This window comes from uncultured Aquimarina sp., assembly GCF_947495315.1.
Taxonomy (GTDB): domain Bacteria; phylum Bacteroidota; class Bacteroidia; order Flavobacteriales; family Flavobacteriaceae; genus Aquimarina.
On the sequence record NZ_CANLYD010000005.1, the window covers coordinates 113,573 to 139,358 of the forward strand.

Annotated in this window: 28 protein-coding genes; 2 read left to right on the forward strand and 26 right to left on the reverse strand. The window is 31.5% G+C overall.

The window, feature by feature from the left end:
* Positions 1–61: 61 nt before the first annotated feature.
* On the forward strand, positions 62–1,060 hold the full coding sequence (obgE, locus tag Q0910_RS10615) for a GTPase ObgE (RefSeq protein ID WP_299215788.1): 999 nt from the start codon (positions 62–64) through the stop codon (positions 1,058–1,060).
* A 35-nt stretch (positions 1,061–1,095) separates the two neighbouring features.
* Here obgE and Q0910_RS10620 read toward each other — a convergent pair whose 3' ends face one another.
* The 7 genes from Q0910_RS10620 to Q0910_RS10650 all read right to left on the reverse strand — a co-directional run bounded on the left by Q0910_RS10620 (position 1,096) and on the right by Q0910_RS10650 (position 7,332).
* Entirely contained in the window at positions 1,096–2,523 is a 1,428-nt protein-coding gene (locus Q0910_RS10620) for a polysaccharide lyase (RefSeq protein WP_299215790.1), read from the reverse strand.
* A 269-nt stretch (positions 2,524–2,792) separates the two neighbouring features.
* Positions 2,793–3,119, reverse strand: coding sequence for a GNAT family N-acetyltransferase (locus Q0910_RS10625; RefSeq protein ID WP_299215792.1), 327 nt, complete (start codon positions 3,117–3,119; stop codon positions 2,793–2,795).
* A gap of 87 nt (positions 3,120–3,206) precedes the next feature.
* Positions 3,207–3,638: a DoxX family protein gene (locus Q0910_RS10630; RefSeq protein WP_299215794.1), complete on the reverse strand. Its 432-nt coding sequence runs from the start codon at positions 3,636–3,638 to the stop codon at positions 3,207–3,209.
* Between the two features lie 19 nt (positions 3,639–3,657).
* Positions 3,658–4,110, reverse strand: a complete 453-nt coding sequence (locus Q0910_RS10635) for a carboxymuconolactone decarboxylase family protein (RefSeq protein ID WP_299215796.1) — start codon at positions 4,108–4,110, stop codon at positions 3,658–3,660.
* A gap of 76 nt (positions 4,111–4,186) precedes the next feature.
* Entirely contained in the window at positions 4,187–4,762 is a 576-nt protein-coding gene (locus Q0910_RS10640; protein WP_299215797.1) for a Crp/Fnr family transcriptional regulator, read from the reverse strand.
* Between the two features lie 48 nt (positions 4,763–4,810).
* Positions 4,811–5,863: an SMP-30/gluconolactonase/LRE family protein gene (locus Q0910_RS10645; protein WP_299215799.1), complete on the reverse strand. Its 1,053-nt coding sequence runs from the start codon at positions 5,861–5,863 to the stop codon at positions 4,811–4,813.
* 20 nt (positions 5,864–5,883) lie between these two features.
* The gene (locus tag Q0910_RS10650; RefSeq protein ID WP_299215801.1) at positions 5,884–7,332 is read right to left on the reverse strand and encodes an amidohydrolase; all 1,449 of its coding nucleotides are present in this window, start codon (positions 7,330–7,332) and stop codon (positions 5,884–5,886) included.
* A 307-nt stretch (positions 7,333–7,639) separates the two neighbouring features.
* Between Q0910_RS10650 and Q0910_RS10655 the strand changes: the two genes are divergently transcribed.
* A complete protein-coding gene (locus Q0910_RS10655; protein WP_299215803.1) occupies positions 7,640–8,239 on the forward strand; it encodes a fasciclin domain-containing protein in 600 nt (199 codons plus the stop codon).
* A 69-nt stretch (positions 8,240–8,308) separates the two neighbouring features.
* Here Q0910_RS10655 and Q0910_RS10660 read toward each other — a convergent pair whose 3' ends face one another.
* From Q0910_RS10660 to Q0910_RS10750, 19 genes are all read right to left on the reverse strand, one after another.
* A complete protein-coding gene (locus tag Q0910_RS10660) occupies positions 8,309–9,037 on the reverse strand; it encodes a phytanoyl-CoA dioxygenase family protein (protein WP_299215805.1) in 729 nt (242 codons plus the stop codon).
* Between the two features lie 30 nt (positions 9,038–9,067).
* Positions 9,068–10,501, reverse strand: a complete 1,434-nt coding sequence (locus Q0910_RS10665; RefSeq protein ID WP_299215807.1) for an amidohydrolase family protein — start codon at positions 10,499–10,501, stop codon at positions 9,068–9,070.
* 172 nt (positions 10,502–10,673) lie between these two features.
* Positions 10,674–11,090, reverse strand: a complete 417-nt coding sequence (locus Q0910_RS10670; protein WP_299215809.1) for a hypothetical protein — start codon at positions 11,088–11,090, stop codon at positions 10,674–10,676.
* An 18-nt stretch (positions 11,091–11,108) separates the two neighbouring features.
* Complete coding sequence (locus Q0910_RS10675) at positions 11,109–11,723, reverse strand: DUF2459 domain-containing protein (RefSeq protein ID WP_299215811.1); 615 nt, start codon at positions 11,721–11,723, stop codon at positions 11,109–11,111.
* Between the two features lie 122 nt (positions 11,724–11,845).
* The gene (locus tag Q0910_RS10680; protein WP_299215821.1) at positions 11,846–12,856 is read right to left on the reverse strand and encodes a transglutaminase domain-containing protein; all 1,011 of its coding nucleotides are present in this window, start codon (positions 12,854–12,856) and stop codon (positions 11,846–11,848) included.
* Between the two features lie 15 nt (positions 12,857–12,871).
* Complete coding sequence (locus tag Q0910_RS10685) at positions 12,872–13,555, reverse strand: carboxypeptidase-like regulatory domain-containing protein (protein WP_299215822.1); 684 nt, start codon at positions 13,553–13,555, stop codon at positions 12,872–12,874.
* 223 nt (positions 13,556–13,778) lie between these two features.
* Positions 13,779–14,306 carry a DUF4269 domain-containing protein gene (locus Q0910_RS10690; protein WP_299215823.1) on the reverse strand — a complete coding sequence of 176 codons (528 nt, stop codon included), beginning with the start codon at positions 14,304–14,306 and terminating at the stop codon, positions 13,779–13,781.
* On the reverse strand, positions 14,299–15,507 hold the full coding sequence (locus Q0910_RS10695) for a carboxypeptidase-like regulatory domain-containing protein (RefSeq protein WP_299215825.1): 1,209 nt from the start codon (positions 15,505–15,507) through the stop codon (positions 14,299–14,301). Before Q0910_RS10695 ends, Q0910_RS10690 begins: the two co-directional genes overlap by 8 nt.
* 483 nt (positions 15,508–15,990) lie before the next feature.
* On the reverse strand, positions 15,991–16,509 hold the full coding sequence (locus tag Q0910_RS10700; RefSeq protein ID WP_299215827.1) for a nuclear transport factor 2 family protein: 519 nt from the start codon (positions 16,507–16,509) through the stop codon (positions 15,991–15,993).
* 233 nt (positions 16,510–16,742) lie between these two features.
* On the reverse strand, positions 16,743–17,114 hold the full coding sequence (locus tag Q0910_RS10705; protein WP_299215829.1) for a hypothetical protein: 372 nt from the start codon (positions 17,112–17,114) through the stop codon (positions 16,743–16,745).
* 11 nt (positions 17,115–17,125) lie between these two features.
* The gene (locus tag Q0910_RS10710) at positions 17,126–17,566 is read right to left on the reverse strand and encodes an SRPBCC family protein (RefSeq protein WP_299215831.1); all 441 of its coding nucleotides are present in this window, start codon (positions 17,564–17,566) and stop codon (positions 17,126–17,128) included.
* Between the two features lie 68 nt (positions 17,567–17,634).
* Positions 17,635–18,201 carry a Crp/Fnr family transcriptional regulator gene (locus Q0910_RS10715; RefSeq protein ID WP_299215833.1) on the reverse strand — a complete coding sequence of 189 codons (567 nt, stop codon included), beginning with the start codon at positions 18,199–18,201 and terminating at the stop codon, positions 17,635–17,637.
* 167 nt (positions 18,202–18,368) lie between these two features.
* Entirely contained in the window at positions 18,369–19,181 is an 813-nt protein-coding gene (locus tag Q0910_RS10720) for an alpha/beta hydrolase (RefSeq protein ID WP_299215835.1), read from the reverse strand.
* 175 nt (positions 19,182–19,356) lie between these two features.
* Positions 19,357–19,779: a hypothetical protein gene (locus Q0910_RS10725; RefSeq protein ID WP_299215836.1), complete on the reverse strand. Its 423-nt coding sequence runs from the start codon at positions 19,777–19,779 to the stop codon at positions 19,357–19,359.
* 15 nt (positions 19,780–19,794) lie between these two features.
* Complete coding sequence (locus Q0910_RS10730) at positions 19,795–20,397, reverse strand: DUF6088 family protein (protein WP_299215838.1); 603 nt, start codon at positions 20,395–20,397, stop codon at positions 19,795–19,797.
* 190 nt (positions 20,398–20,587) lie between these two features.
* On the reverse strand, positions 20,588–21,070 hold the full coding sequence (locus Q0910_RS10735; protein ID WP_299215841.1) for a hypothetical protein: 483 nt from the start codon (positions 21,068–21,070) through the stop codon (positions 20,588–20,590).
* 786 nt (positions 21,071–21,856) lie between these two features.
* Positions 21,857–22,630: a GDSL-type esterase/lipase family protein gene (locus Q0910_RS10740; protein WP_299215844.1), complete on the reverse strand. Its 774-nt coding sequence runs from the start codon at positions 22,628–22,630 to the stop codon at positions 21,857–21,859.
* A 109-nt stretch (positions 22,631–22,739) separates the two neighbouring features.
* Positions 22,740–23,870, reverse strand: coding sequence for a helix-turn-helix domain-containing protein (locus Q0910_RS10745; RefSeq protein WP_299215847.1), 1,131 nt, complete (start codon positions 23,868–23,870; stop codon positions 22,740–22,742).
* A 372-nt stretch (positions 23,871–24,242) separates the two neighbouring features.
* Positions 24,243–25,706: a serine hydrolase domain-containing protein gene (locus Q0910_RS10750; RefSeq protein WP_299215850.1), complete on the reverse strand. Its 1,464-nt coding sequence runs from the start codon at positions 25,704–25,706 to the stop codon at positions 24,243–24,245.
* Between the last annotated feature and the right edge of the window lie 80 nt (positions 25,707–25,786).

Here is a 25,786-nt window from a genome sequence, read left to right on the forward strand (position 1 = left end):
ATCGTGAAAAGGATTAAATTGAAAAGATTCTGGTCTAGACCTGAATAAGATGTAAAGTATTATGACAGAAGGGAATTTTGTAGATTATGTGAAGTTGCACGTTACCTCAGGAAATGGTGGTAAAGGATCTGTACATTTACATAGAGAAAAATATATTACCAAAGGAGGTCCTGATGGAGGTGATGGTGGTCGTGGAGGTCATGTCATTGTTAGAGGTAATCCAAATATGTGGACATTACTCCATCTTAAGTTCAAACGTCACTTTAGAGCAGAACATGGAGGGCACGGAAGTAAAAGTAGAAGTAGTGGTGCAGATGGAGAAGATGTATATGTAGATGTACCTCTAGGAACTGTAATCCGAGATACTGAAACTCAAGAAATTCTTCATGAAATTACAGAAGAAGGACAACAAATAGTACTTGCAGAAGGAGGAAAAGGTGGACGTGGAAACTGGCATTTTAAAAACTCAGTGAACCAAACTCCTCGATACGCACAACCTGGTATCGAAGGTCAGGAATTTGATATCACGCTAGAATTAAAAATATTGGCAGATGTAGGTTTGGTAGGTTTTCCCAATGCAGGGAAATCTACCTTACTATCTGTGATTACTTCTGCAAAACCAAAAATTGCAGACTATGAGTTTACAACACTTAAACCTAATTTGGGGATTGTAGAGTATAGAGATTTCCAGACGTTTGTGATGGCAGATATTCCTGGTATTATTGAGGGAGCTGCAGAAGGTAAGGGTATTGGTCATCGTTTTCTGAGACATATAGAACGTAACTCTACATTGCTCTTTTTAATTCCTGCAGATGCTCCAGACATTAAGGAACAATATGAGATCTTATTAGACGAATTACGAAGATACAATCCGGATTTATTGGATAAAGAGCGATTGATAGCGATTTCTAAATGTGATATGCTGGATGATGAATTAAAAGCAGAACTTAAGTCTGAGTTAGATGAACAATTAAATGTACCTTACTTATTTATTTCTTCTGTTGCTCAACAAGGGTTACAGGAACTTAAGGATGAGCTATGGAAAATGCTAAATAATTGATCCATAAAATCCTGTGTTATTGTTGAGTTCTAAGTTTATTTCAGGATTAGCTTTAAAGTAACATCTGATATTTCCGTTTTCAAAAAGTATACCCCTTTTGGATATCCTGTAAGATCAACAGTTTTGCCGATGCCGTTTGTAATTTCTTTTCCTGAAAGATCATAGACGATCCAGTCCGTCTTTTTAGTAAGGTTATAGGATCCTGAGCTAGGATTAGGGAAAATTTTGATGTTTGATATTTCATTATACTCTTCTACAGATAAAGTATTTGTATAAAAATCCCATTCATTAATTCTTTGTTCGGAAACTCTAAATTCATCAAACCAAACATAATAATCAGTATCTTTTGGAGCGTAATCATCTACATCAGAACCTCCTAGAAAAGTAGAGATTAGTATATGATTGATAGTTATATTTTCTCTGTTTTCTGATGGATTTCTGTAGTAATTAAAATAATTAGATCCTACAAAATCATAATTTACGCCATCTACCCATCCTTCAAAAAGACCATCGTTGCCATTAGGAGTGCTTTCCAGAACATAATGTAGTTCGATATTATGCCATCCTTGCGCTCGAAGATAATTTTCATATTCAAAAGAACAGATGTTGGTGCCATCTACTACACGATCTCCCCAAAAGCGAAGTTCATTTTCATCCTCGTTAGTAGCGTCATCGGCAGGCTCTTGTTCGCCAGGAAGTTCCATATAGAACTGAATTGCACCACCTTTTCTGAACATAATACGACCCTTCCATCTATTACTGTCTCTCTCTCCATCAGGAGTATTTGGATCAGATCCACCAAGACTTGGTAGTTTACCACCACATAGATTAAAGTCAAAATCATCACTGAACTTTATCCAATATGATAGATATAAATCTGAAGATTCATAATAATTATCTTTAAAGGTGTTCATTAATGGTATTCTGGTGTCAATACCAGAACTATTCGTTTTAAGTAATCCTTTTGGGTATTTTACTTTTAGAGAAACTCCGCCGGGATCAATACTGTTTTCATAGTCAATCGAAGCTCTATCTTGTGTATTATCTTTTTGACCATTTATGGTTTGTCCATCATAAAACCCAATTCCGTTAGAAGTAGGAAAATCTTCTTTAAGTTCATTTTCGGTATATGTATCACCAACTCTTAAATGATCAAAGCTGATATGATATTCATCATTTTCTAACAATGGATCTGGGGCAAGAATGATATTTCTCTGTGATGTGGATTTTACAGTTTCATATTTTAAAGCACCAATTCTTAATTGAGTGCTATTATCACCGGTTGTTAAATCAAAAATTCCATTTTCATCTGTTTTGGCATAATTGGTTACATTATTTGCATCACACACTAATGCGTTTTCGATCGGATTTCCTGATTGATCTTTGACGGTTCCGGAAATCTGTGCTTTTACAGTTGTTACGGTTATCAATAAGAGTAGCGAATAAAGTAAGTGATTTTTCATGTGGTTAAGAGTTTGTAACATAATAGTCTAACTACCCAAAAGGATTTTTTAGGACTATTATTTTGTGTGTTTTTAATGTTTGGTTAAGGACCAAATTTAGATGTAAAACAAACTCTTTATCAATTTAGTATAAAAATTCTACGAAAATCTACTTAAAAATTTCTGGATATTTGGTGAATAGATTACAAAACAGAATACTTTGAAAAATAGATAGCAATACACGATTATTAATGTTCGCCATCAAATTTTCAGATCAGGGTGATCACATCTCAACCTTTAACAGAGTACCCTTCTTTTAGTATTCCGTCTGCTGCTTCGGGATGTTTTTTTAGATAGGCCGCAACGAAGGGACAAAGCGGTATCATTTTATATTCTTTTTCCTGAATGTAGTTGAGTGTTTTTTTTACAATCGTACTACCTAAACCTTTTCCTTCCATAAGTGTCGGGACTTCTGTGTGAGTTAGGTATATGGAATTGTCATTGGTAAGAATATATTCTATAAATATGATTTCATTTTCTACCTGAAGTTCGAATCTCTTTTTAGGACGATCAGTGTTATTTATTAATTCCAGTTGTGACCAGTCATTCTTTTCCATAAGAGATTTTTGAAGTTATATCTCAAAATTATGATATAAATAATTATCAATGACTTAACGAATGGTTAAAAACTCGGTCTAATTATTTTAGCTTATCTCTTTACCAAATAACAGGTCGATTTCCAGATATTGTTCTTTTATAAGGCTTAAACCAAATGCTGCAGCAGAAGCAGAGAATACAGAATAATCCAAAGGAGTTTTGATACCCAATGTAGTTGTCATCGCAACACCAAAAATCAATAATAAAAACCCGCTTGCTTTTGCTGATAATGAGGTTCTAAAACCAACAAGTAAAAAAACTGCTAACAATATTTCTAAGAATGTTGCTACTATTCCGAGGCTATTGATCATAAAATCTGGAGCCCAAGGATTCAGTAGTTCTGTGTATGCTAAAAAACTGTCCCAAGTACCCCAAGCTGCTTTTTCTTTTGGCCAAAAGCCAAACCTGTCTGCAACCGCTGATATAAATCCAACAGCGATACTAACTCGTAAGAAGAGTTTGATATAGATGATTTTCATAATAAAATAGTTTCTAAATTTATTCTTGTGAAGGTACAGGTACAAGTAAAGTAGCTATTCCAATTCTGTTCCATGAGTTGATTCCACATATAGCCAGAATAATATCCGCTACTTTTTTTTCTCCAAATGTTTCAATGGCTTTTTGATACACATTGTCAGATAAGCCATAATCCGAAATATTAGTAATCTCTTCAGTCATTGCTAAAATGATCTGTTCTTCTTCAGTAAAAAAAGGAGAATCTTTCCATACAGGTAGTGCGTGGATTCGGTATTGTTTTTCGCCTTTTTCAATAGCATCTTTAATATGCATCTGTATACAATATGCGCAACCATTGATTTGCGAAGCTCTAATTTCTATCAGTAAAAATTCTAAGTCGGTTAGTGTGCTTTTTTTGCAATTATTGTATAAATCAAATAATGGTTGATAAGCGTTTGGATTTACTTTACTAATGTTTATTCTGTCGGTTTTCATGTTTATTAGATTATTTGTTCAAGACAAAATTCAACATATGAAATGAAGAAAAACTTAATCTAGATTAAGAAATATATTAGGAGTGTTTTTTTGCTCTTATTTTGCTTAGAAATTCGGGTGTAAAACCAAGATAAGATGCTAACATATATTGTGGAATACGCTGAACAAATTCTGGGTTATATTCGTAAAAGGTGTTGTAAAGTTCTTCTCCAGAAAGATTGAACATGTACTGAATTCTTCTTTGATCCGCTATTCGTACACGTTCCAAAATAATTCTGAAGTACTTATTGATTTCCAAAGAACTTTTTAGAACCATGTCTAGGTTTGGTTTACTAATTTTTAGAACTGTCGCATCTTCAGTAGCCTGTATATTAAGTTGTGTTTGGGTTCGATTCATAAAACTATCAAAATCTGTAAGCCACCAATCTTCAATCCCAAAATTGATGGTTTTTTCAACTCCTTTTTCATTGATAAAAAATGATCTGAAACAACCTTTTACAATGAAATGATTGTAATTACAATAGTGTCCTTCTTTTAATATATAATGCTTGGCAGGAATATTTTCGGACTCAATAATGTTTAGGAAATCTTCCATTTCTTTTTTAGAAGGACTTACGAATCTTAGGATATGATTTTTTAAGGACTCTATCATTGTTTAGTAAAAACTAAAATTATTTAGTTGTTCAAACCATTTGATCTATCAATTTTTTGTTTTTAGAATTAAAAAATGATCATCCATAACATTTCCGGATATAATGAGATCTTCAAAAGGAGCCGCAACTGTTGATCCTGACATTACTGTTCCATCATTTGTATATACCTGCTCTATATCGTAATCATTTTTTCCGCGATACGTAACCTTAATAATTTCTGAAGGAGAAGTTTCTTTTTTCCCTTTGGCATAGGATCCAAATCTTAATAAATTAGGATGCGCTCCTACCCAGAGGTTTCCATTGGTATCGATTTCAATATTATCTACTCCTGTACCACAAGGGATGTCTTCTATAAACTCCAGCGAACCATCTGCATTTCTCGAATATACTTTAACCAAAAAACCTCTGGGAGATGCCACAAATAATAAGTTTCGTTTGGGATCATAATTAATTCCATTGGCATAGGCAATTCCATCTGCCACTTCCGTATAATTTTCGCCATCATAATACAAGACATTAGATATAGAAAGGCCGAGATATTCTTCCAGTACTTTACCGAATCCATCTGTATATTTATGATCATTGGTTACATAAAAGCGATTCTCATCGATTAGCACAAGATCATTTGGGCTCACTAAGGAAGGATGCGTTAGTGTCTTTTCATGAACCAAATTTTTGTCACGCATTGTAAAAACTTCGATAGCATGTTGTCCATCTGGAGTGTGGTTAATCGCCATCACTTTATAGGTGCTATCTTTTTTGATCATGGAAATTCCATGAGGAGCAAAAGATTGATCAAAAGAAGCGGTTAGATGAGTAAGGTTAAAATTCTCATTTTTTAAATCCATCAAGTATAACCCACCTTTTTCTTCCTTTACAGGAGGATATATTTCTCTGTCTGTAGAAGAGATTAGGGCAAAACCGTCTGATGGACTCACGGTAATATCCTCCGCACCAGGAATAGGTATTTTCTTTACTATTGTTCCTTCAAATTTGTTTTCTATGGTTCTAAAAAAACCAGTAGATATTAAAATATGAGCAACAAAGAAAATGATTCCGATCAATAGGATGAATGTAATTCTTTTTATACTACGTTTCATAGATTCTATTCTCGACCTTATTACTTTTTAGTATTACTTGGGATTGGAGGTGGTCCTTCTGGAACGATAGCTTCATACACTTCATCTCCTTTACGCTCTTTATACTCAGCTTTTACTTTTTCTAAGGCTTCCGGATTTTCATAAAGATCTGTCATCGTCATTGCCATTGCTTTGGATGCGTATAGCATTCCTTTATGACCAATACTCATTCCACCACAGGCTACTACAGCCCACGAATGCCAAGGTGTATCTTTTGGAGCGGTCGTTACGCCTAAATTAATGTTCGGTACGTTCCAGCTCACATCTCCTACATCTGTAGATCCGCCACCAGGATGTTCTTTGGTTTCTTCAAGCGGATTAATAGCACTATCCATTCCTACTTGTTCTTTTTTGGTGATCTCCTGAATTTTTTTACCAAAAGCAATTTCTTCATCGGTATAAGTAATCGGTCCAAGAAGTTCCAGGTTGTTTTGCATTAGTTTTCCTCCTTCACGGTTTACAAGTACTTCATAAATTCCGGAGATTAATGAAATTTTGTAATCTACATTTGCCATAATAGCCGCTCCTTCTGCCATTTTCTGCACACGTTCATATACAGGCATCATACCAGATCTTTTTGTATCACGAACACGCATCCATAATCTTGAGTAATCGGGAACTACATTAACTACTTGTCCGCCATCCTGAATGTGATAATGCATACGAACGGTTGGTTTTACGTGTTCACGATAATAGTTAATTCCGGTAGTGTATAATTCTAACGCATCAGAGGCACTTCTGCCATTCCACGGATCGGCAGATGCATGTGCTGCTTGTCCAAAAAACTCAACTTTAAAATCCACTAGTGCCAGAGAACTTTGTACATCTGCTTTGGTAGATGCTGATGGATGCCAGCTAATATTGGCATCTACATCATTCCATAAACCTTCTCTAACCATCCATATTTTACCAAAATATTTTTCTTCGCTTGGGGTACCAAAAAACTTTACGGTTCCTTTTATTTTACCACTTTCTATGAGTTCTTTTACAGCAATCGCTGCCCCTAGACTTCCAGCACCAAAAAGGTTATGTCCACAACCATGTCCTGCTGCACCTTCTATGAGAGGAGATTTTGTAGGTTGTGCTTTTTGTGAGATTCCGGGTAATGCATCGAATTCTCCTAATACACTGATCACAGGTTTCCCCGATCCGTAGGCTGCTACAAAAGCTGTTGGCATCCCAGCAACACCTCTTTCTACAGTAAACCCTTGTTTCTCCGCATAATCTGCTAATAATTTTGAAGATTGATTTTCTTCAAAAGCAGTTTCTGCTAATGCCCAAATTTGATCACTGATATTGATAAGTTCTTGTTGATGTTTTTCTATCGATTTTATGATTGCTTGTTTACTTTCAGATGGTTTTTTTTGACCATAGATTGGAATAACCAACATAGAATAAAGTAGTAAGCATATAAAGTTATTTGATTTCATAATAGCCCGGTGTTTAATGAGTTTAATTAAGATGATTACGTTAAAAATAATGTTTTTTACGTTGATAATAGCATTTTAAAATATTCTTATGAGTGTATACTTTTCGGTTTTTAATAGTCGTAATTAGGTCTTTTACGGTACAACCACAGGTGTATAAAAACGTTTACTAATTGAGTTCTTACGAATACTCATTTGTTAACATTTGTTAACGTTAATTACAATAGTTTTAACCCGTATTCAAGTAATACATTGATTATATAACTGTTATAAATAACATAAGAATTACTCCATAAAAATCAATTTTAAAATGAAGATTAATAGTTTATTTAACATTTTTGCATTTATTCTGATTATTACATTTGTTTCTTGCCAGGATCTTGTTGTTAAGAAAGAAGATCGAACTTTAGAAAATAATAAGTTGATAGCTCAAGCTGATATTCCTTCTAAAGAAACTAATGTATCTACGATTAATGAGTTGATATCTTATGATATTGCATTTACGGAGTTGAATAAAATCATTCAATCTTCGGAGTATGCTACCAAATTTAATGGTACAACATCATATACTGTATTTGCTCCGTTAAATGGCGCATTTAAGAAATTACCAAAAGAAACCATTGATAAATTGATGTCCTCAGAAAACAAGGATGATATGACTTCTATTATGAATTGTCATATTATTCCAGGAACTATCAATGAACAAGATATTATTAAAGCTATTAATGAAGGAGGAGGAAGTGTAAAACTAAGAACCTTGGGCGGCACTAGATTAATAGCTAGCAGAAAAAGAGGTAAAATCTATTTAATCGATAAGAATGGTAACTCTGGTCGTTTGATGACAACTGATATTGAAGCGGCTAACGGAATGATCCATACGCTAGAAACTGTAATGATGCCTAGAAAATAGAAAGACATAATTTAATGTGTTTGTTTAAAACCGGAGAACCTCACAATTAGATAGAGTTGTGAGGTTTTTTTATGTTTTACAATAATCGATTCTTTCTGCCCAATTCAGATCTTTTGCTAGTTCTTTATTGCTAAATTCTAGATGTATGACTCTTCTTCTCTGATGGTTTGTTGTACGACTGGAACTATGTAATAGTAGTGGTTTCATTAACATGGCTGCTCCTTTGGGTACATTGCAGACTACTTCTTTTTCAACATTCCAATTGATAGTTTCAGGTCTATAGATTCCTTTGGTATGAGATTCTGGTATTACTTTTAAAGCTCCATTATGTTCATTGGTTTCATCCAGATGTATTCGTATCGTATACATATTTTTTAAAACTTCTAAAGGAGGTTGTACTCCAAATTGATGTTTCTTAACTGTCCAATTGGTATATTCCGGTATTATTTCTTTTTTGTTTACCGAAATGGACAGATCCTGATGATAGGATACAAACCAATTAGAAGTTGGTGGTTTATCAAAATATATTGACTTTACTAAGAAAAAATCTTCTCCAAAATATTCACGAACTAATTTCTTGAGGTTATGATTAAGGACCAAATTCTGAATTTTTGGAACTTCCTTTAAAAATTGTCTGATAGCAAATAGCTCTTTAGTTTTTCGAAAATTAGAATTTTCAGTGTCTAAAGATTTCAGCATCTTAATCAATTCGTCGATTTCTTTACTTGAATAGATGTTTGGAATGGTTGTGAAACCTTGTTTCTGAAGCTCTAATTTGTGGTTTAGTTCTATTGACATTGTTAAGAAGCTAGTATTGTTAGTAATAATTTATCGTTCAATTATTAAGTTTTCTAGATATCTAACAGCGGAAGCAATTAAATTCTTACGATTCGTTGCTTTTTTTTCAAAATAATCAAGAGTCTCTTTGTTTAATTTTCTTCCCTTTATAAATACAGTTGATGGGTTATGCAATGCAGATAAATCTAATAAAGGATTATTATCTATTAATATTAAGTTTGCAATTTTGCCAACTTCAATGGTTCCCATATTGTTCATAATCGAATGAGTTTTTGAAGCATTTACAGTAGCTGTTTTTAATACCTCATAATTAGAAAGCCCAGCTTCTTTATAGAATGCAAGTTCTTGATGAATTGAAAACCCAGGTATAGTTATGCCTATTCCAGCATCTGTTCCACAGATAAATGTGGTGCCTGCTTTATGAAGCTTTTTGATAATTTTTAAATGAAAATCATGCTGATTTTTTATTGTCGTCACAATAGAAGAATCTCTTTGTTTAGTAGTGAACCATCTTTCAAATTGTGCTTTACTATCTACTTTTTTAATAAGCGGATTCATGAATTGTAGTTGCTCTGAGATTAAAATTTTATCATCAATAAGCATTTGGTAAATGTTATTATAAACCGTTAAAGTTGGGCTAAAAGAACTGTGTTTTGATTTCGAGAAATCATTAATCACTTCTTTTAATTTTAATGTATCTAATTTATAGTTTAGAGGTTGCTGAATAATGTCTTCAGCATGTTCTATAGATTTTATTTGAGGATTAAAATGATAAGCGTAAGGAACTTTTTGCGAAGGATGTGCAACAATATCTATATCAGAGATTATTGCTTGTTCAATAACGGCATCGAATATATCTTTTGTTAAACCATAGTAGGTTTTAATAAAATCGTATCCTCTCTCCTTATATGAAATTACTTTTTCTTTAGCTTCATTGGGACTTGTTAATTGTAAATTATCATCTCCAATAAATTCTGGACCTGTGAGTTTAGGTCCGGTTGTGAAAAATATTGGTGAAATAATCTCGTCATTGTTTACATCCTCTTTAATTCTCAAATGCATTGGCATCCCCCATAAATTGCGAACTGCCGTAACACCATTTGATAGATACAAACCAAGTTCATATCGATCCCATATGTGGACATGCATATCTATAAGTCCTGGCATAACATATCCATTTTCTCCGTCAATCACTTCAATGCCCTGAACTTTAATACTGTTTTCAATAGATTGAATAATGCCTTCCTTGACATATATCATTTTGTTAGTCAAAATAGTGTCTTGTGTCATCGGAATAATATTAACATTCCTAATAAGATATGAGTTGTTATTTGTAAACTCATTCTTTTTGACTTTCAGGTAGCTTGTTTTTTGTATATCAACTCCCAGTATGATAAGAATTGTTATTAGTAGTACCCCAATGAGTATGAAGATAATCTTAAAAACTCGTTTTAATAATTTCATTTATCTAATTATTGCTAAGGTTCAATATGTGAATCTAAAAAAGGTAAAATATACGTGAACCAATTTATTCTTTCATGTTGATTTTTATTCCTTTAAACTTATAAAAATTTAGTGCCTTTTCAAATAGGAAATAAGCTTTCGATTTGGGACTAAACTACTATGATTTTATAGGTTATTTGTTTTTTGAATTCAATATCACCATTAATTCTATGGCTACCAATCCAAAAATAATTAAGAGTTCCAAGAAAAAGTAGAGCAGCCCTAAAGCGGTTAAACTTTCATAGAAATTATAGATACAAATAATAGTGATAAAACAATATGCTAGATTAGCAAAAGCAATAATCCTAAGTAAAGATTGCCATTTTTTTGGATTTAAGAAATAACATGAGATGGAATATGCTGCAAATACAAAAGCTATTGCGGATAAAAAATAGAGCATTTTTACCGGCATCCCAATATACTCCTGAAATCTAGTTAACACCACAGCTAAAAAAAAGACAGTAACTAATGCACCTAATCCATCAATAAGGAAAAGCTGTTTTGGTTTCCTCCTTAAAGTGTTAATTAATTGCTGAATTTTGTGAATCATACTTCAAAAAGGTGTTATTTACTTTTTATGAATACGTAATAATCCAAAATCAAACGGTGTCCAAAGACATGCTTTTAGATCACTTTTTTTGAAACCCGTATTCACCCAAGTATTGCATGTGTTAAAACAATTGTAACTTCCATTAGCTTCGTAAAAATTATCCATGCTACCATAACTTGTTTCAGGTACCATTGTTTTATGACGATCAGTATCGTGAAAGAATGATTCTTTAATATATGTCTGTATTTGTATAAGTTGTGTAGTTGTCATTTTGATTTCCATCCAATGACCTTGTGCATTGTTATGTCTTGTCACATGCATTAAAGAAGGAGAATTTAGTAGTGCAGCCTGAAATCTGTTTACATTGGTAAAATCCATTGATTTTGCAGCCTTTGTATAATATGTTTTGTCTCCCCAACCAAAGGATAGGAATTGCGTTTGCTCGCTATATCGTAATCCATTAAGAAGTAAAGAATCTATTTCTGTTTTGGGAATGATGATTTCTAGATGAATACCATTAGTGGCTAAATAGATACTTTTATTTTGTTCTACACTACTGGTTTTTGGAGTCACGGGAATATAAGAACAAAGTAAGGCAACAATGAAATACGTAGCTGGAATTAGGAGTATCACTCCCAAGTATTTTAATATTTTTTTTACCAGTTGCATAGTACTAGTTACGAAAAATCAATGAATTCTTTTGGATGATCCAAGAACTAATATCAGTTTGCTGCGACCTAGCTATGTAACTTATACTAACCTTTAGTAACTGTAATCGTATAAGTGGCTACGATATTGTCGTTAATTTTTAGATGCATGTCATAGAAGCCTTTTCGAGTAAACGTGTGAGTGAAGGATATGATATTATCAACATTTTCGGTATTATAAATCTTTAAAGTTTTTTCTTTAGCGCCAATATAATGAACTAAAGCAATATTTTTATCCAAAATAAGGTTAGCGGATTTAAAACTAAATGTAATCTCATCATTCTTGTTGATCGAAATATCCATATTTTGTGGATACATAGGAGTGATGTTGTTTTCAAAAGTTTCTGCATATACCAACGGAGCTGTTATAAAATCAGTAGCCGTTATAGTATCATTAAGTAACCACTTTTGTTCTAAAGGAAAGTGGTTTTTTCCGAATAAAACCGGGTCTGTCAAGAAGTACCCGTCGTTATAGGCTGTTACAAAAGCATTATATTCATTTAGATATCCACTTGACCAAGTAGCATCGCATAAGTACCATTTGCCGTTTAATCGCACAGCATTCCAGGAATGATTGGCCATTTCCAGTTCTTTGATATTGGACGCTACAGATTTTCCGTATCCATCTACAATTTCGCATTGGATATTTGCCAGAAAACATAATTCCTTAATCAAATAGGCATAGCCAGTACACATTGTTTTTTTGCGTTTCAGTAACTTTTTAAAAACAATTTTCTTGTATTCATGATTCCATTTCAAAAACGAAATGGAATCACGTTGAAGCTTTTTTCGTTTTTTATTCACTATGGTAAACTGCGTATTATCTCCTTTAATGTTTTGGCAGACCCACTTGTAGATAGCTCTAAATTTTTCTACATCGCTGGGTAATGTATTTGTTAGTTGATGTGCTAAAACGGGAAGATTTTCTAAAGAAACTCCTTCATTCAATTGGGCAATGTTATCCGCTCTTGTGAAATCTATGGATGCAAAATCAGAGATTTGAGCATATAGACAATTGGAGAAAACGGCAAGAAAAAAGATATAAAGGCTGGTTCTCATAACTGTGCTGATTGATTAATTCTTTTTTGAACTATACACTTTTTTTACCGCTACTTTTCCCATCAGTACACAACCAGGTGTTTTTAGGTTTACATTTAAGGCGATATCATTAACAGAATTTTTATCTTGAATTACTACTTTTTTAGAAGTAAAACCTATATAACTAAATATTAAAACACCACCTTTTTTGAGTTGTACGGGAAACTCAAAATTACCATCAAAATCAGTAGATGTACCTAACGCAGTACCTTCTAAAACTACATTGACACCTGGCAACGGAATGCCGTTTTCCGAAACCACACCTTTTACGGTAATTTTATTCTCATTAACGATATTCTGAAATTTTGAAGGGTTCTCATCCGTGGTTTTTATTTGACTTTTTATGTTTTGTGCCTGTGTTTTGGTAAAAGAAAATAAGGCTATAAAGGCAAAGGCAATTCCGCTAATAAAACTAATGTTCTTTCTTTTTGGAGCAGTATGTATATTATAGGTTGTTAATTGCTTACTGTTAAATCTTCCACAGGTGTTTTTAGTGGTATTTGTCTCGAAGTAATGTACGATTTCCTGAGAATTCATTGTAGAGAAGTCGATCACTTCTTTTGTGCAGGAATTACAAAATCCACCTTTTTCTGTTGGCGAAAAGTTTTTAAAATCTTCAGTACAAGGACTTTTGATGTTTAAACTAAATTGATTATTCATAGTATCATTCTTTATAGTTAATACTTCAAACCTACGTTTACAGTAGATTATATGAAATGTAGAATTAGTGAACACCTCTTTTTGATACGTAAAGTGTTCTTTTTGGTGAGTGAGAAAATATCAGAACAATAAAATAATGTAGGTTATAGCAGAGATAGTATCAAAAGTAATTACCTGTCTCTTGGTACAGACAGGATTGAGTGGATTTTGTTGAAGAAAGTTATTATATTTTGAACTTTAAAAGTTCTTCATACGGATCGCCAATCAAACCTAATAGCTTAGCAAAGGCAGGTTCTGTTTTTAGCCCTTCTTCTTTTAGTTTTAGTATCTCTTCTTTGAATTCTGCTCCTTTTGCATTTAGAATTTCATACTCTTTAATCATATGTCTATATGCATATTGTTTTTGAGTCGGCCGATCTTGCCCAAAAATTTCTATCACATACTTTGTTGTTTGAAACTTAGCAATGACGGATATTAGACCGTTCCAAAAACCAGATCTCATCTCAAAATCATTTTGATCAGCATACAATTTGGTTAAAGTCGTTTGAAATTCTTGGTGATTAAGACAATGACAGATGATATCCAAATCACTTTTTGGTGTATCAATCTCAATTGGGATGGTTCCGGTAAGGATAGGGTTGTATGCATTTAGTTTATCAAAAATTTCGAGTTCAGACAATTGTATATAGGCTTGTTGCTGTCTTTTATTTCCAGTTTTCAGGTATTCGATATTGGTAAAATCCTTAATCAATATTTTCTTTTAAGTATTGTTCTATTTTACTCATGTCCTTCGTTTTTTTAGGGGCATTGTAATTTAACCAAAATTTAGAATTATAAGGTTTTGCCTGATTTTCAAGGCTTACTCCAATTTGCATATTTTCTTCAAAAGGATAATTTTCAATATCTTCAATGACTATTTTGTTAATGAAAAGTTCTTTTTTTGGGTTCTTAGTGAATAAAAGTTTTAGAGGATCTTTAATATCATATATTTCCCAAGTATCTTCTTCTTTTTGATATTTCAAATACATTTTTCCGTTAAATTCTTGGTACTCAAAAACAACATTGTAGTGTACTACCTGCTGTCCGTTTGAAAATCGTCTTTTCCAAGATTTTCCTTTATTTGTTGTTCTTGTAAGCTCCATTTTAACGAAAGCAAAAGATTCTGTATCTATATATAATATCGCTCTTTGAAAAGGTTTATCATTTGCGATAATTTTATAAACGTATTTATTATTGTAAAGTAATACATCTTCTAATTCATATTTCCACCCTTTTTTACCTTTAATTGGTCCATAGTCAAACCTAATGAAGTCATCTTCTATTAAATCAATAATTGAGTTTTTCCTATCCCATTTTTCATTCCAAGGATTTTTTTTGGCAATGTAATTACTCTTTACTTCAATTAATTCTACTTTTGGTTCCTTATCAATGTTGTGTGCTTCGTTATAAAATCTAGCTGCGCACTCTAGATATTCTACATATTTATCATCTTCATTTTGGACATCTCTAATAAAGCCTTCAGATATATAAGGTTTTATAGGATAGTTGTTTTCAATTTCCAGATATGCTTTTTTTACAATTTCCTTTGCTGTTAATTTCTTCTTTTTGGTTGCGATGATTGTAACTTCATTTAATTCATCAATTTTAGAACTAAGAAATATTTTCTGGTTAGAAACAAAATCATCAATATCTATTTGGACCGATTCATAACCTATACTTGATATAACTACGATATTTGCACCTTCAATTGATGAGAAGTGAAAGGTGAAATTTCCTTCTTCATTTGAGGTTGTTCCGATTGTTTGTCCTTTAAGATAGATGGAAGCAAACACTATAGGCGCTTTAGTTTCTTTATCTAGTAATTGACCCGAAATCCTTTTGTTATTATTTTGCGCGGTGATTGTTAAAGAAAAAAACAATAGGACAAAAGTATATATATAAGTTCTGCTCATACCTTGTAGACGAATCAATTATGGTTTTGATACAATTTTAAAAATAATTCTAATATTGTCTTGAATAAACTAGGTTTTCTTTCGAAGAATACTAACGCCAAATATATAAATTGGAGCAAGATTAGGATGTTTAAGATAATCGATTTATCTGCGTTATTTTTCTCATAGCAAACTTTTTTTGATATATGTTAGATAAGTATTCTATACATATACAGACGAAAAAGTTTTACTAATAGTTGCTTGTGCTTTTCTATATACAAACGATATCTGCTATAAGAAACTTAGGGCAATTAAAAAGCAGTTTCTTTTCGAATTAACAGAGCTGAATTTTGTATTTTGTTTTTAACTTATCAATCTTAAAAACCTACCAAAGGACTACAATTATTAAATTTATAAAATAAAGTAAGAATTGTGAGTTTAAAAAATTGGCGGTTTTCGCAAATGCATAAGAACCTTTCGGAAAGTTTTTACTAATTATCTTTATTAGTTCATTTTGAAGAGATCCTTAGCTTCAAAAGGGCAGGCTTCCAGTTTTTGCATATTCTGAGACCAAGTGACACTTGTGATTTTCCATGTATTATTTATTAGAATTAGAGACCAGTATTCAGTTCCCCAATTTTGAATTTTAGAATTAACATTGAAGCTGTAATCAAATGATATGGTTGCAAATTCATTTAGCACATCTATTTTAACGTTATAAAATTTTTCTTCGCTTCCATCTTTCAATTCTTCAAAGAATGCCTTGTAACTACTAGTTTTAAATGTGAAATCAGGTTTTTGTTGAAGCACTCTTTTTTTAGTCTTTCCTGTTATAATTGCTGCCCAAGTAATAGAATCGTGTAAAAATAAATTAGAAAATTTTTCAAAATCATTATGCTCTATTATTGATACTCTAAAAACATCAATTACTTTTTCCAATTCCGCTTTGGAATCTTTAGTTGTTTGAGCATTTATAAAAAAGAAAGAAAGGGAAAAACTAAACAATATTAATTTGAATCTCATAAAAGTGTATTTATTTAATAATAGATACTATGATGACGACGAAGTTTGAAAATTGTAACTAAAAATGAAATAATAGGGTAAATATTTTTTTCAAATTATAGAGCAGTTTTAATTGTTCTACTAGAAATTTTGACGTAGTTTTAAATACCTAATATCATTTTTGGAATGTCTTGTGTATGAAAGATAGCGTATTAAAAGATACTGGTTTTTTAGATTAAACACGTACCGAATTTTTAATTCAACCACTCTTTCCAGGGTATCAAAAAAGGTAAGACTAAAACCCAAATGACAAAGAACATTGCCATAGTTTTGGGAAAAGGAATACCATTTCGAAATGCAGGAAGTACCACTATAAATAACCAAGTTCCTTTATAGATAAACTGTAATAAAAGTACTGGCGAAAATGTAATTGGCTTCCAAAGCCCTAAAATGGATAAAATTGCAATAGCTAACCATAGAGAGCCTATAAGCCTAATAACTTCTGTAGGTTGATAAGCATTTCCAAAAGTTGTTAAAGCAGAATTTTTCGGATTTGAAAGTGCGGAAATTGCGATTTGTCCTGCAACAATTATGTTCAATATGTATATTATTCTTAGTCCAATCATTTTAATTTGGTTTATTCGTGTTCAGCGAGTCTTTTAAAGTTTTCCATTACCTTAGGCAAAACAGCCTTAAAATTACTACCAAGCATAAGACCAAAAAACCTTTTTAGAAATCCTGTAAATCTTATATCGTCCGTAAATTCAATTTGGTTTCCTTTATTTTCCAGAGTTCGTTTTATTTCTAAAGTACCAATTGGCATTTTAGTTACAAATGTGTAAGATTCATTAGGAGTCAATTCGCTGATATGAAATTTCAATTTTGGTCCTTTTTTTGGTATTAATATACCTTTTGCACCAAATGAGAATTTTTCCAGAAGAATAGAATCATCAAGTTCAGTGTCCCATTGTTTCCATCTATCTACACTAGTTAAAAAGTCCCAAACTTTTTGTTGAGAATTATTTATTAAGATTGAATATTGAAAATGATAATTTGTTTGTTTTTTTGATGATGTCATTTTGAGATTTTAATTGCAAAATTCCAAAACTTTCAAAACAATATACTGAACCTATGTTAACTTATTTTTTATGATAGCATTTTCCTTCTTATTCTGCTCAATGATTGTGGTGCGACACCAAAAAAAGATGCAAGGTGCTTTAAAGGTATTCTTTGAAGTAATTCTGGTTGATTTTTTAACAATTTCTGATAGCGGTTTTCGGCTGTTTCTGTTTGTAGTTCTTCTAAGATTTCTTCTGTAAAAAATTGAACCTCCTGTGTGATTTTACGAGCAAAACTATTCCAAGATTTTAACTTTAGTAGTTCCTGGTTTTCCTCAAAAGTTGTTTCCCAAACAATTGATTTTTCTATGGTTTGGATATATTCGTTTGCTGGTTTTTTTGAATTAAAACTCGCTTGTGAAGTAAAGCAATATGGTGCTATTGTAAAGAATTTAGTAATTTCTGACCCATCTTTTAAAATAAAAAAGCGCAAAAGTCCACTTTCAAGAAAATATAGATGCTTACAGGTCTTTCCTTGTTCCAAAAGATTATAGTTTTTTGGTAATTCTTTTCTTCTGAAACGTTCTGAAATTAATTCCCAATCCGAATTAGGTATTTTTTCATATTGCTCTATAAATCTTTTAAATTCTTTCAATTTTTAATGTATGTTCCGATGTTTTTAGCTTGTAGGTAACTGTCTTGTGTATGATCAGTTGCGTGTAAATTATAAAATTTGGCGGACTTGCAAATATGCCTAAACTTGTATTAATTAACTAGTTGTCTGTTAGTTATGTGTATCTTGATGCCTGCTGGTTTTTTTGCTCAATGTATATAACTTACGATTTTTTCTAATACTTCTTTTGTTCTTAATATACGAAAATGCCCCGTTCCTTCAATTTCTTTAAATTCAGATGCAGTCCAATTTTGGTGTACATTCTTTGACCTGGCGATTGGAATTACTTTATCGTTTTTATCGTGAATTATGAGTGATTTGTCCACGTTTATAGTTTTAACAAAATCACTAACATTTAAAGTTTCAACATTAATTCCTGTCTCTTTTTCCAATCTATTAATCAATCGGTTTTTAACGTCATCATTAATTCCAACCATTTCTGAAACATCATTTATTCTTTCGATAAACTTATCTGGTGTCGTTATCAATACATATTTTTCAATTCGTAGGTCTGGATTATTAAACAAAGCATAAGTTGTAGCTACTCCTCCAAATGAATGACTGACTAATAATTTTATGTTATATTTTTTAATCAAAACTCCAACTAATTCCGAAAACTCGAATAAACTCGTCCTTCCTTTACTACTGAAACCGTGAGATGGTCCATCAAAAGAATGCACAGTATATCCATTTTCTAAAAGCTTTTCTATTAAATCCGAAAAATTTCCTGCCTGACCTTCCCAGCCGTGAATTAGGAGGATTTTTTTTTCACCACCTTTCCAAGTATATAGTTGGATGTCAAAGTCCTTGAATTTAAAATTTTCCTTTGCGGATTTGTTTAAAGTATTCAATTCATTTTCTCGAAGTTTACGAACTTGAGGGTTTGTTAATTGATTGTACGCAAATGATGTTATGATATTTGGAAATAGATTTGAAGCTATTCTGACTATAAGTTTTTTCATATTCATAATGTTTTTTAAATCGTAGGTAACGGTCTATCATATGAAAAAGTAATAGATTTACTTACTAACTTTTCGATTTATTACTGATCTTTATTTATGTCGATACTCTTGTTTTAGCAATTTCTCCACTATTTTTTTTAAGCAATCTAAAAGTCAAAATTTAATGAACTCTTGTCTATTTAAGCCAGCCTTCTTTAGTGGCTCTTTTACTATAGAAATAAAGAAATGTTGCTATAGCAATAACTACAATTGGGATAATAATGGAAAACACAATTGAAGTTTTATTAATGTCGAGAATAAAGAGCCAATAAGATTCTATAAAAAGCAAAGTGATTAATGACATTGCAAAAAATTTAGTAGCAATTTTTTGTCTCATAAACAGCATAAAACTACCTAACATTTCAGAAAATAAAGCAATTATGAATACAACTATATACCAAACAGGAAGTGACTGTATATTCTCAAATTCCTCGGCAGTTGAATTTTTTTGTAGAAAATTTATTTCAAAAGAACTAAAGTAAATTTCAATAATATTCCATAAAAGAGCAAAAATTGCCACGACCCAAAAGGAAGCTGGTGGTTTAATGTCTAGTCCCATAATAAAAAGATTAATTTAATGTATTATAAAGATAAGTAACTTGACATGTATTTTAATAAAATAAATTTTCGTGTTAACTGGATTCAAGTGATAAGTGCACTTTCTCATTAAAAAAAAAGTGTATTTTCCTTTAATTTGATGTAAGCTGAATGTCGTTCTAAAATTGCAGATAAAGGTCTCGTGTATGAGTAATAGCAGATTTCTACTTACTAATTTTTTAGTTTTACACTGACCTTTGTTTTTATGTTTATACTTTCGTTTAAATTTAGGGCGAGTTTGATTTTCCCCTATTTGTATTATGTTGCTGACTTGAGTTGTTAATCCTAGCTTATTGTATATGCTATAACCTGTAAGGTATCCAACCACTTTACCATTTTTATTTATTAAGTCTTTAACTATTTGTTCTTGATTAGGTTGAAGCGTACCGAAAGGGTTTTTTTCAGGTTTGAAGTACTTTCCTTTTGATAGTTTTTCAATTTTGCCTGAATTTACCATACGATTTAAGGCTTTGATGATTGCTTCTTTTTTATTCACATCAATATCAAAGTCCTCGTAGGTGAAAATATATCCCTTTGGTAGTCGGTCTATCGTGTTTCTAATATATTCAGTTGCTTTCAAGGTTTTTTTCAAAAACAGCAAAAATGTCCAGTTTTTTAATTAATAAACTGGACAAAAAATAATTTATTTAAAAAGTAACACTGTGGAGTTTGTCTTTGAAGCAAACATTGAGCCTAACCAAAAATACAAGATCTATTCGATTCATCACTTAGCTGCTATAAACACATATATGTTGTTGTAAAACGTTTTTTTAATGAATTGATATTTCAATAGTTTTCGATAATATCTTTTCGTTTTTAGAATTTATCTTAATAACTTCTGGCATATTATTTTCAAGTTTGCTTCTTAAAGTCCAAACTAATTTTCTATTCTCATAATCAATACTCCAATTATAAATCTTTGTCAATCCATTTTCTTTTGCAATTTCGATTGCTTTCTTTAAATCAACATTGGTTTTACGTTCCAAAACTTTTAGGTATGGTTTCAGAATTTCTTTCATTTTATTTTTTGAGTAAATCAATTCTCCATTAATATCGAAAGGTAAATCAAGTTTGGTTAAAATTAGGTTGTCAGATATAATGTTATAAGAAATCCAATGATGAACAGGTTTATGTTTTTTAGAATCGGAAAAGTTAATGCGAGACGGTAAGCCGTAATCTTCAACAATTAAGCTTTCTTGTATAAACTTGATTTTTTCATTTAAGATTTTTTCAGGAACTAATTCTGCAAACATTAATTCTGTTTTGAGATAGCTGCTTAAAATCAAAGAATCGTTTTTAGTTTGCGAATAACTAAAACCAAAATTCAGGATTATTATGATATTAAAAAGGTTTTTCATTTGAATGTTTTGCAATTGTTGGGTTATGGTTTCGTTGCGGAATTGTCCGCGAGGACTATTCGGCGATAACCGAGCTTCGGTTTAAAGATAGGAATTTCCGGCAGGAAGTTCCATAATAATAAATTATAACCTTTGTTGTAGGCAGCCTTAGAATATTTAAGTTCTTTTAATTCATTCAAGTTTTTATCCCAAACCAATATTTTCCCTTTTTCATCTGTTGTTACTAATTTACTTCCATCTCTATTACAATCAATACCCTAAAGAAGGCCTTCGGAAGCTTTTTGAGCTCCCAAGATTCCGTTTTTATTCCAAAGTCTTATATTTTCACTCGTAGTGGCTAACAATTCTCTATCATTTGACCAGTATCTATTTTTTTATAAAAGTTCCATCTTCATCAAAAATTACTAATAATCTCTCATAATCTCCTACAGCTAATAAATCTCCATTGCTATTCCATCCAATTGCTCTTGCTCCGTCAGTGCTTATGCTGTCAAGTTCTGTTCTTATTTCATTATCAAGATTTAGTATTACTGGTTTTGATTTCCCGTCCTGTACTGAAATTGCTATCTTATTTTTTACGAGGTGCCATTTGGTTTTAGTTACTATAAACGGGTAGTTATCTTTTTAATCATTTTTGTTGTTTTTTACAATTGATTATATGCACATTGTTTTCTTTAGTTCTTATTGTTCCAGTATGTTTTGAAGTAAATCATAATACCTATTTGCTATAAATATTCCTCCAGCCTCGTTGTAGTGCACATCGTCAGCTAAAAAATCATCAATAAATCCACTAAACATATCTACTGCAATAATCTGTGATGTAGTTGTTGATTGTTCATCTGCAATGGTTAAAACATCTTGTTGAATTTGATTAAAAGCATTTGTGAATTCTGCCGTCATAAAGTCCGAATGACCCGGAGCGGGTTGCTCAATAACAATTGTTACATTTGGATTGTTTGCCTGTAACGTATTAATTATTTCAATAATATTTGATATCGTTTGGTCGTAGTTCAAACTTTCCAATATGTCATTTCCACCTGGTGAACTAAACAGAACTATATCAGGTGAACTGGTTTGATTGAGCCAATTATTTAACCCGCTTAAAATTTGCCCCGAAGTCCAACCGCCTCTACCTTCATGGTCAATATCAAAATCTTCATCATTGAATGCAGGATAAGATGCTTCATCTGACTGAGTACCGATAAAATCAAAAGTCCAACTATTCTCTTTTAAGTCTTTCCAAAGTTCGTATCTGAAACTTTCGAATTCTGGTCGCGCTCCTTCAACTCTCGATGCTCCTAAAGGCATTATTTTATTTATAGATAAGCTTGGTGGTTTGGTTTCAGAATCATCATCACTACTACAACTTATTAAAAGAAAGGTTATAAATGTAATTCGTGTTAGCGTGCGAATGATATTCGGAATCATTAATTTTTGGGATTTAACTACTGTCATTTTAACGTATTTATTATTTGTTTTTATAGATACAAATAACGTTTTATTATAATTCGAAATTCTATTTCTGAACCATCTATAGGTTTAGAATTGTCAGTATTATGACATTTCAGGACATTTTTAATATGTTTCGGTAGGTGCCAGGTGATTTTTTGGTTACTTTTTTAAATGATTTATAAAACACGCTTTTAGATTTAAATCCAACTTCATAACCTATAGCTTCAAGTGTAAAAATGTCAAAACTTTTATCATGAAACATTTTAATGGTTTGATTCACTCTGTATCCATTAATAAAATCGTTGAAGTTTGTGTTTAAGTCTGTTTTTAAAATTTCACTTAAGTACCCATCACTTATTCCTAATTTTTTTGCTACTATACTACGCGTAAGATTCGAGTCTAAGTAGTAATTTTCCTTTTCCATAAGCGAAATAAGAGTCTCTGTCTTTTTATTCGTTTTTTGAAAAAGGGTTATATCTTCGCTCTGAGGTTTTAGTTTGAAAGTATTTATTGTCTGATTTTCAATATCATTAGATACTGTCAATTTTGACATTTGTTGTCTTTGTTCAGAAACATTGAGATGATGAACTCCGAAGTAAGTAATTAGAATTAAAAAGATACCAAGTATGGCAAGTAGGTATTCCCAAATTGGAAAATCGAATACGCTGTCAATTACTTCACTAAAAATCCAAACTAGTAGGAATGAGAAGAGGAATAAACTATTTAACTCCAACCATTTTTTTTCTTTTCTATATAAAGTGTTTGTATTTCTGATTTTCAAATACGAAAAGCCAATAAGCACAATTGAAAAAAATAAGAAAAACATAGCTTTAATTTCAATGAGGTATAGCAATCTATCTTCATTGTATCCTGACAGCCAATCATACACATCAAAATCGAAAAAAAAGTCTATAATTTGGAATGAGCTAAATAAAATAAAGGGAAAACCCAGAAACCAAATTTTCTTATTAAAACTTAAAGGATGTCTTATAGCTTTTAAAGAAAACATTAGAAATGCGAGAGGAAATAAAAACTCCCAACTTATTAATTCTAAAATCCCATTAGAAGGGACTAGGTCTTCAAATTGTGTAATAATTAAAAAAAAGTTAAGTGCTATGATCGCTATTGCAAAATAGTTATTGACATCTCTTCTAAAAGATTTTGAAATAAATATTAAAACTACCAAGAAAAAGCTCAGGGCTAATCCAAGTGAGACTAAAATATCCAAAAATGTCAAACTCATTGATTTATTTTTGAAATTACAAAGAAGATTTAATGTGTATATCGTAGCTTGACTTGAGTATTGGTTTTGAGCGATTATGACCTATATCCATCATTATGAGTTTTTTAGTTATTTATCTATTTATAATTATTAAATGTTTTAAATCACGAAATATCTTCGGGGAAAGAGTCCACCATTAATGTTTCCAATTTTAGCTAGAATATATGATATTATTATAACAAACCAAGACAGAAAGTATTTTTTAGATCTTATTCCTGTTGAAATTACTTTTCGTTTAGTCATTCTCTATTTTTGCTAACGTTTAATATATATGTCGTAACTGTGCAAATTATATTTCATTTTTTCAGAAAGTGTTTTTACTTTTTGTGAAATTCAATGGGTTCTTTTTTGAGCATACATTTCTAACATTGATATTCTTCCTTTTGTATCCGTCATAAATTTAATAGTAAATTCAGGGTCGAAGGATTCTTTAAAATCTTTCATACCTTTTAGATAGAAGTTATTATAATTTGAATGTTCTAATTTAAATGTATTAATAGGAAATATTGCCAGTAATTTACCAGCTTTTTCAATAACCTCTATTTTTCCGAAGCCATCAGCCTGGTATATCCCAGAAAAGTTGTTTATAGGCTGTGTTGGCATTTTATCTGCATTAAATGATGTATTCTCCATTTTAGGTTTATATATATCAGAAACAAGTACTGGATATTCACTTTCTGGAGTAAGTTGAAATAGTCTTCTTGAAATCTTATCAGATATAATGTAAGGAAGTATAGAACCACTTTGATTACATAAAACAACAACTCCTATATTTTCAAAGGGAAATAACTCTGTTACACTACTAAACCCGTGAGTATTGCCTCCATGACGTAACCTGTAGTGACCATTCCAAGACCTAATACGCCAACCAAACCCTTCTGTATATAAAAATGAATCTTTTGTATATTCTTCATTATATTTTAGGTTTTGAGGTCTGGAAGCTTCACGAATATATGCTTCTGGGATGACTTGTTCTCCATTAAAAACACCTTTGTTTAACCAAGTACGCATCCAGCTAGATAGATCTTTTACGGAACTTTTAATGACACCAGCTGGACCAAAAGCATAATAATTTTGATAAGGAACTAGTTCTGATTTTCCTTTGTACATTCCATAACCCAATGAAAAATTGTTAGATCGCCTCATTTCTTCGATTGTAGTACAAGAGTTTCTCATATTTAAAGGATCGAATATTTTTTCTTGAATATTAGCATCCCAACTTTTATTTGTTACTTGTTCAACAATAGTTCCTGCGAGAGTATATCCCATATTGCTGTAATTCCAACTGTTTTTAACTTCGGATTCAGGCTTTAAATAGCGCAATCGTTGTACGGTTCTTAATTTATTTTTATCCGGGAACATTTCTAAAGAAACACCTTGAGAACCAATTCCGCTTTTGTGACTTAATAAATCTTCAATAGCAATAAGATTATTCATTTGGTCATTGTAAAACTGAAAATTTGGGACATATTGTCCAGGTTTGCCCTTTAGAGATAATTGATTATTTGATTCTAAAATACCTAACAAAGAACCCGTGAAAGCTTTGGTCATAGAAGCAATATGAAAAAGTGTATTTTCAGTAACAGGCAGTTGTTGTTTTAAGTCTCGATAACCAAATCCTTGTGAATATATAACTTTATCATCTTTGACTACAGCCACAGATACCCCAATTGTATTATATTCTTTCATTAATTGAATGATTTCATCATCAATTCCTTTTAATTCTTTTGGTATTTGTTGACTAAAGCATAATTGAGCGGCTAGCACTAATGCGAATGTGTAAATAAATTTCATCATTGTGAGTTATTAGTTTTAAATAAAAATGAAGAATCATATAGACTTAAACGTCCGAATAAAAAAAGTCGGACTGATTTTTA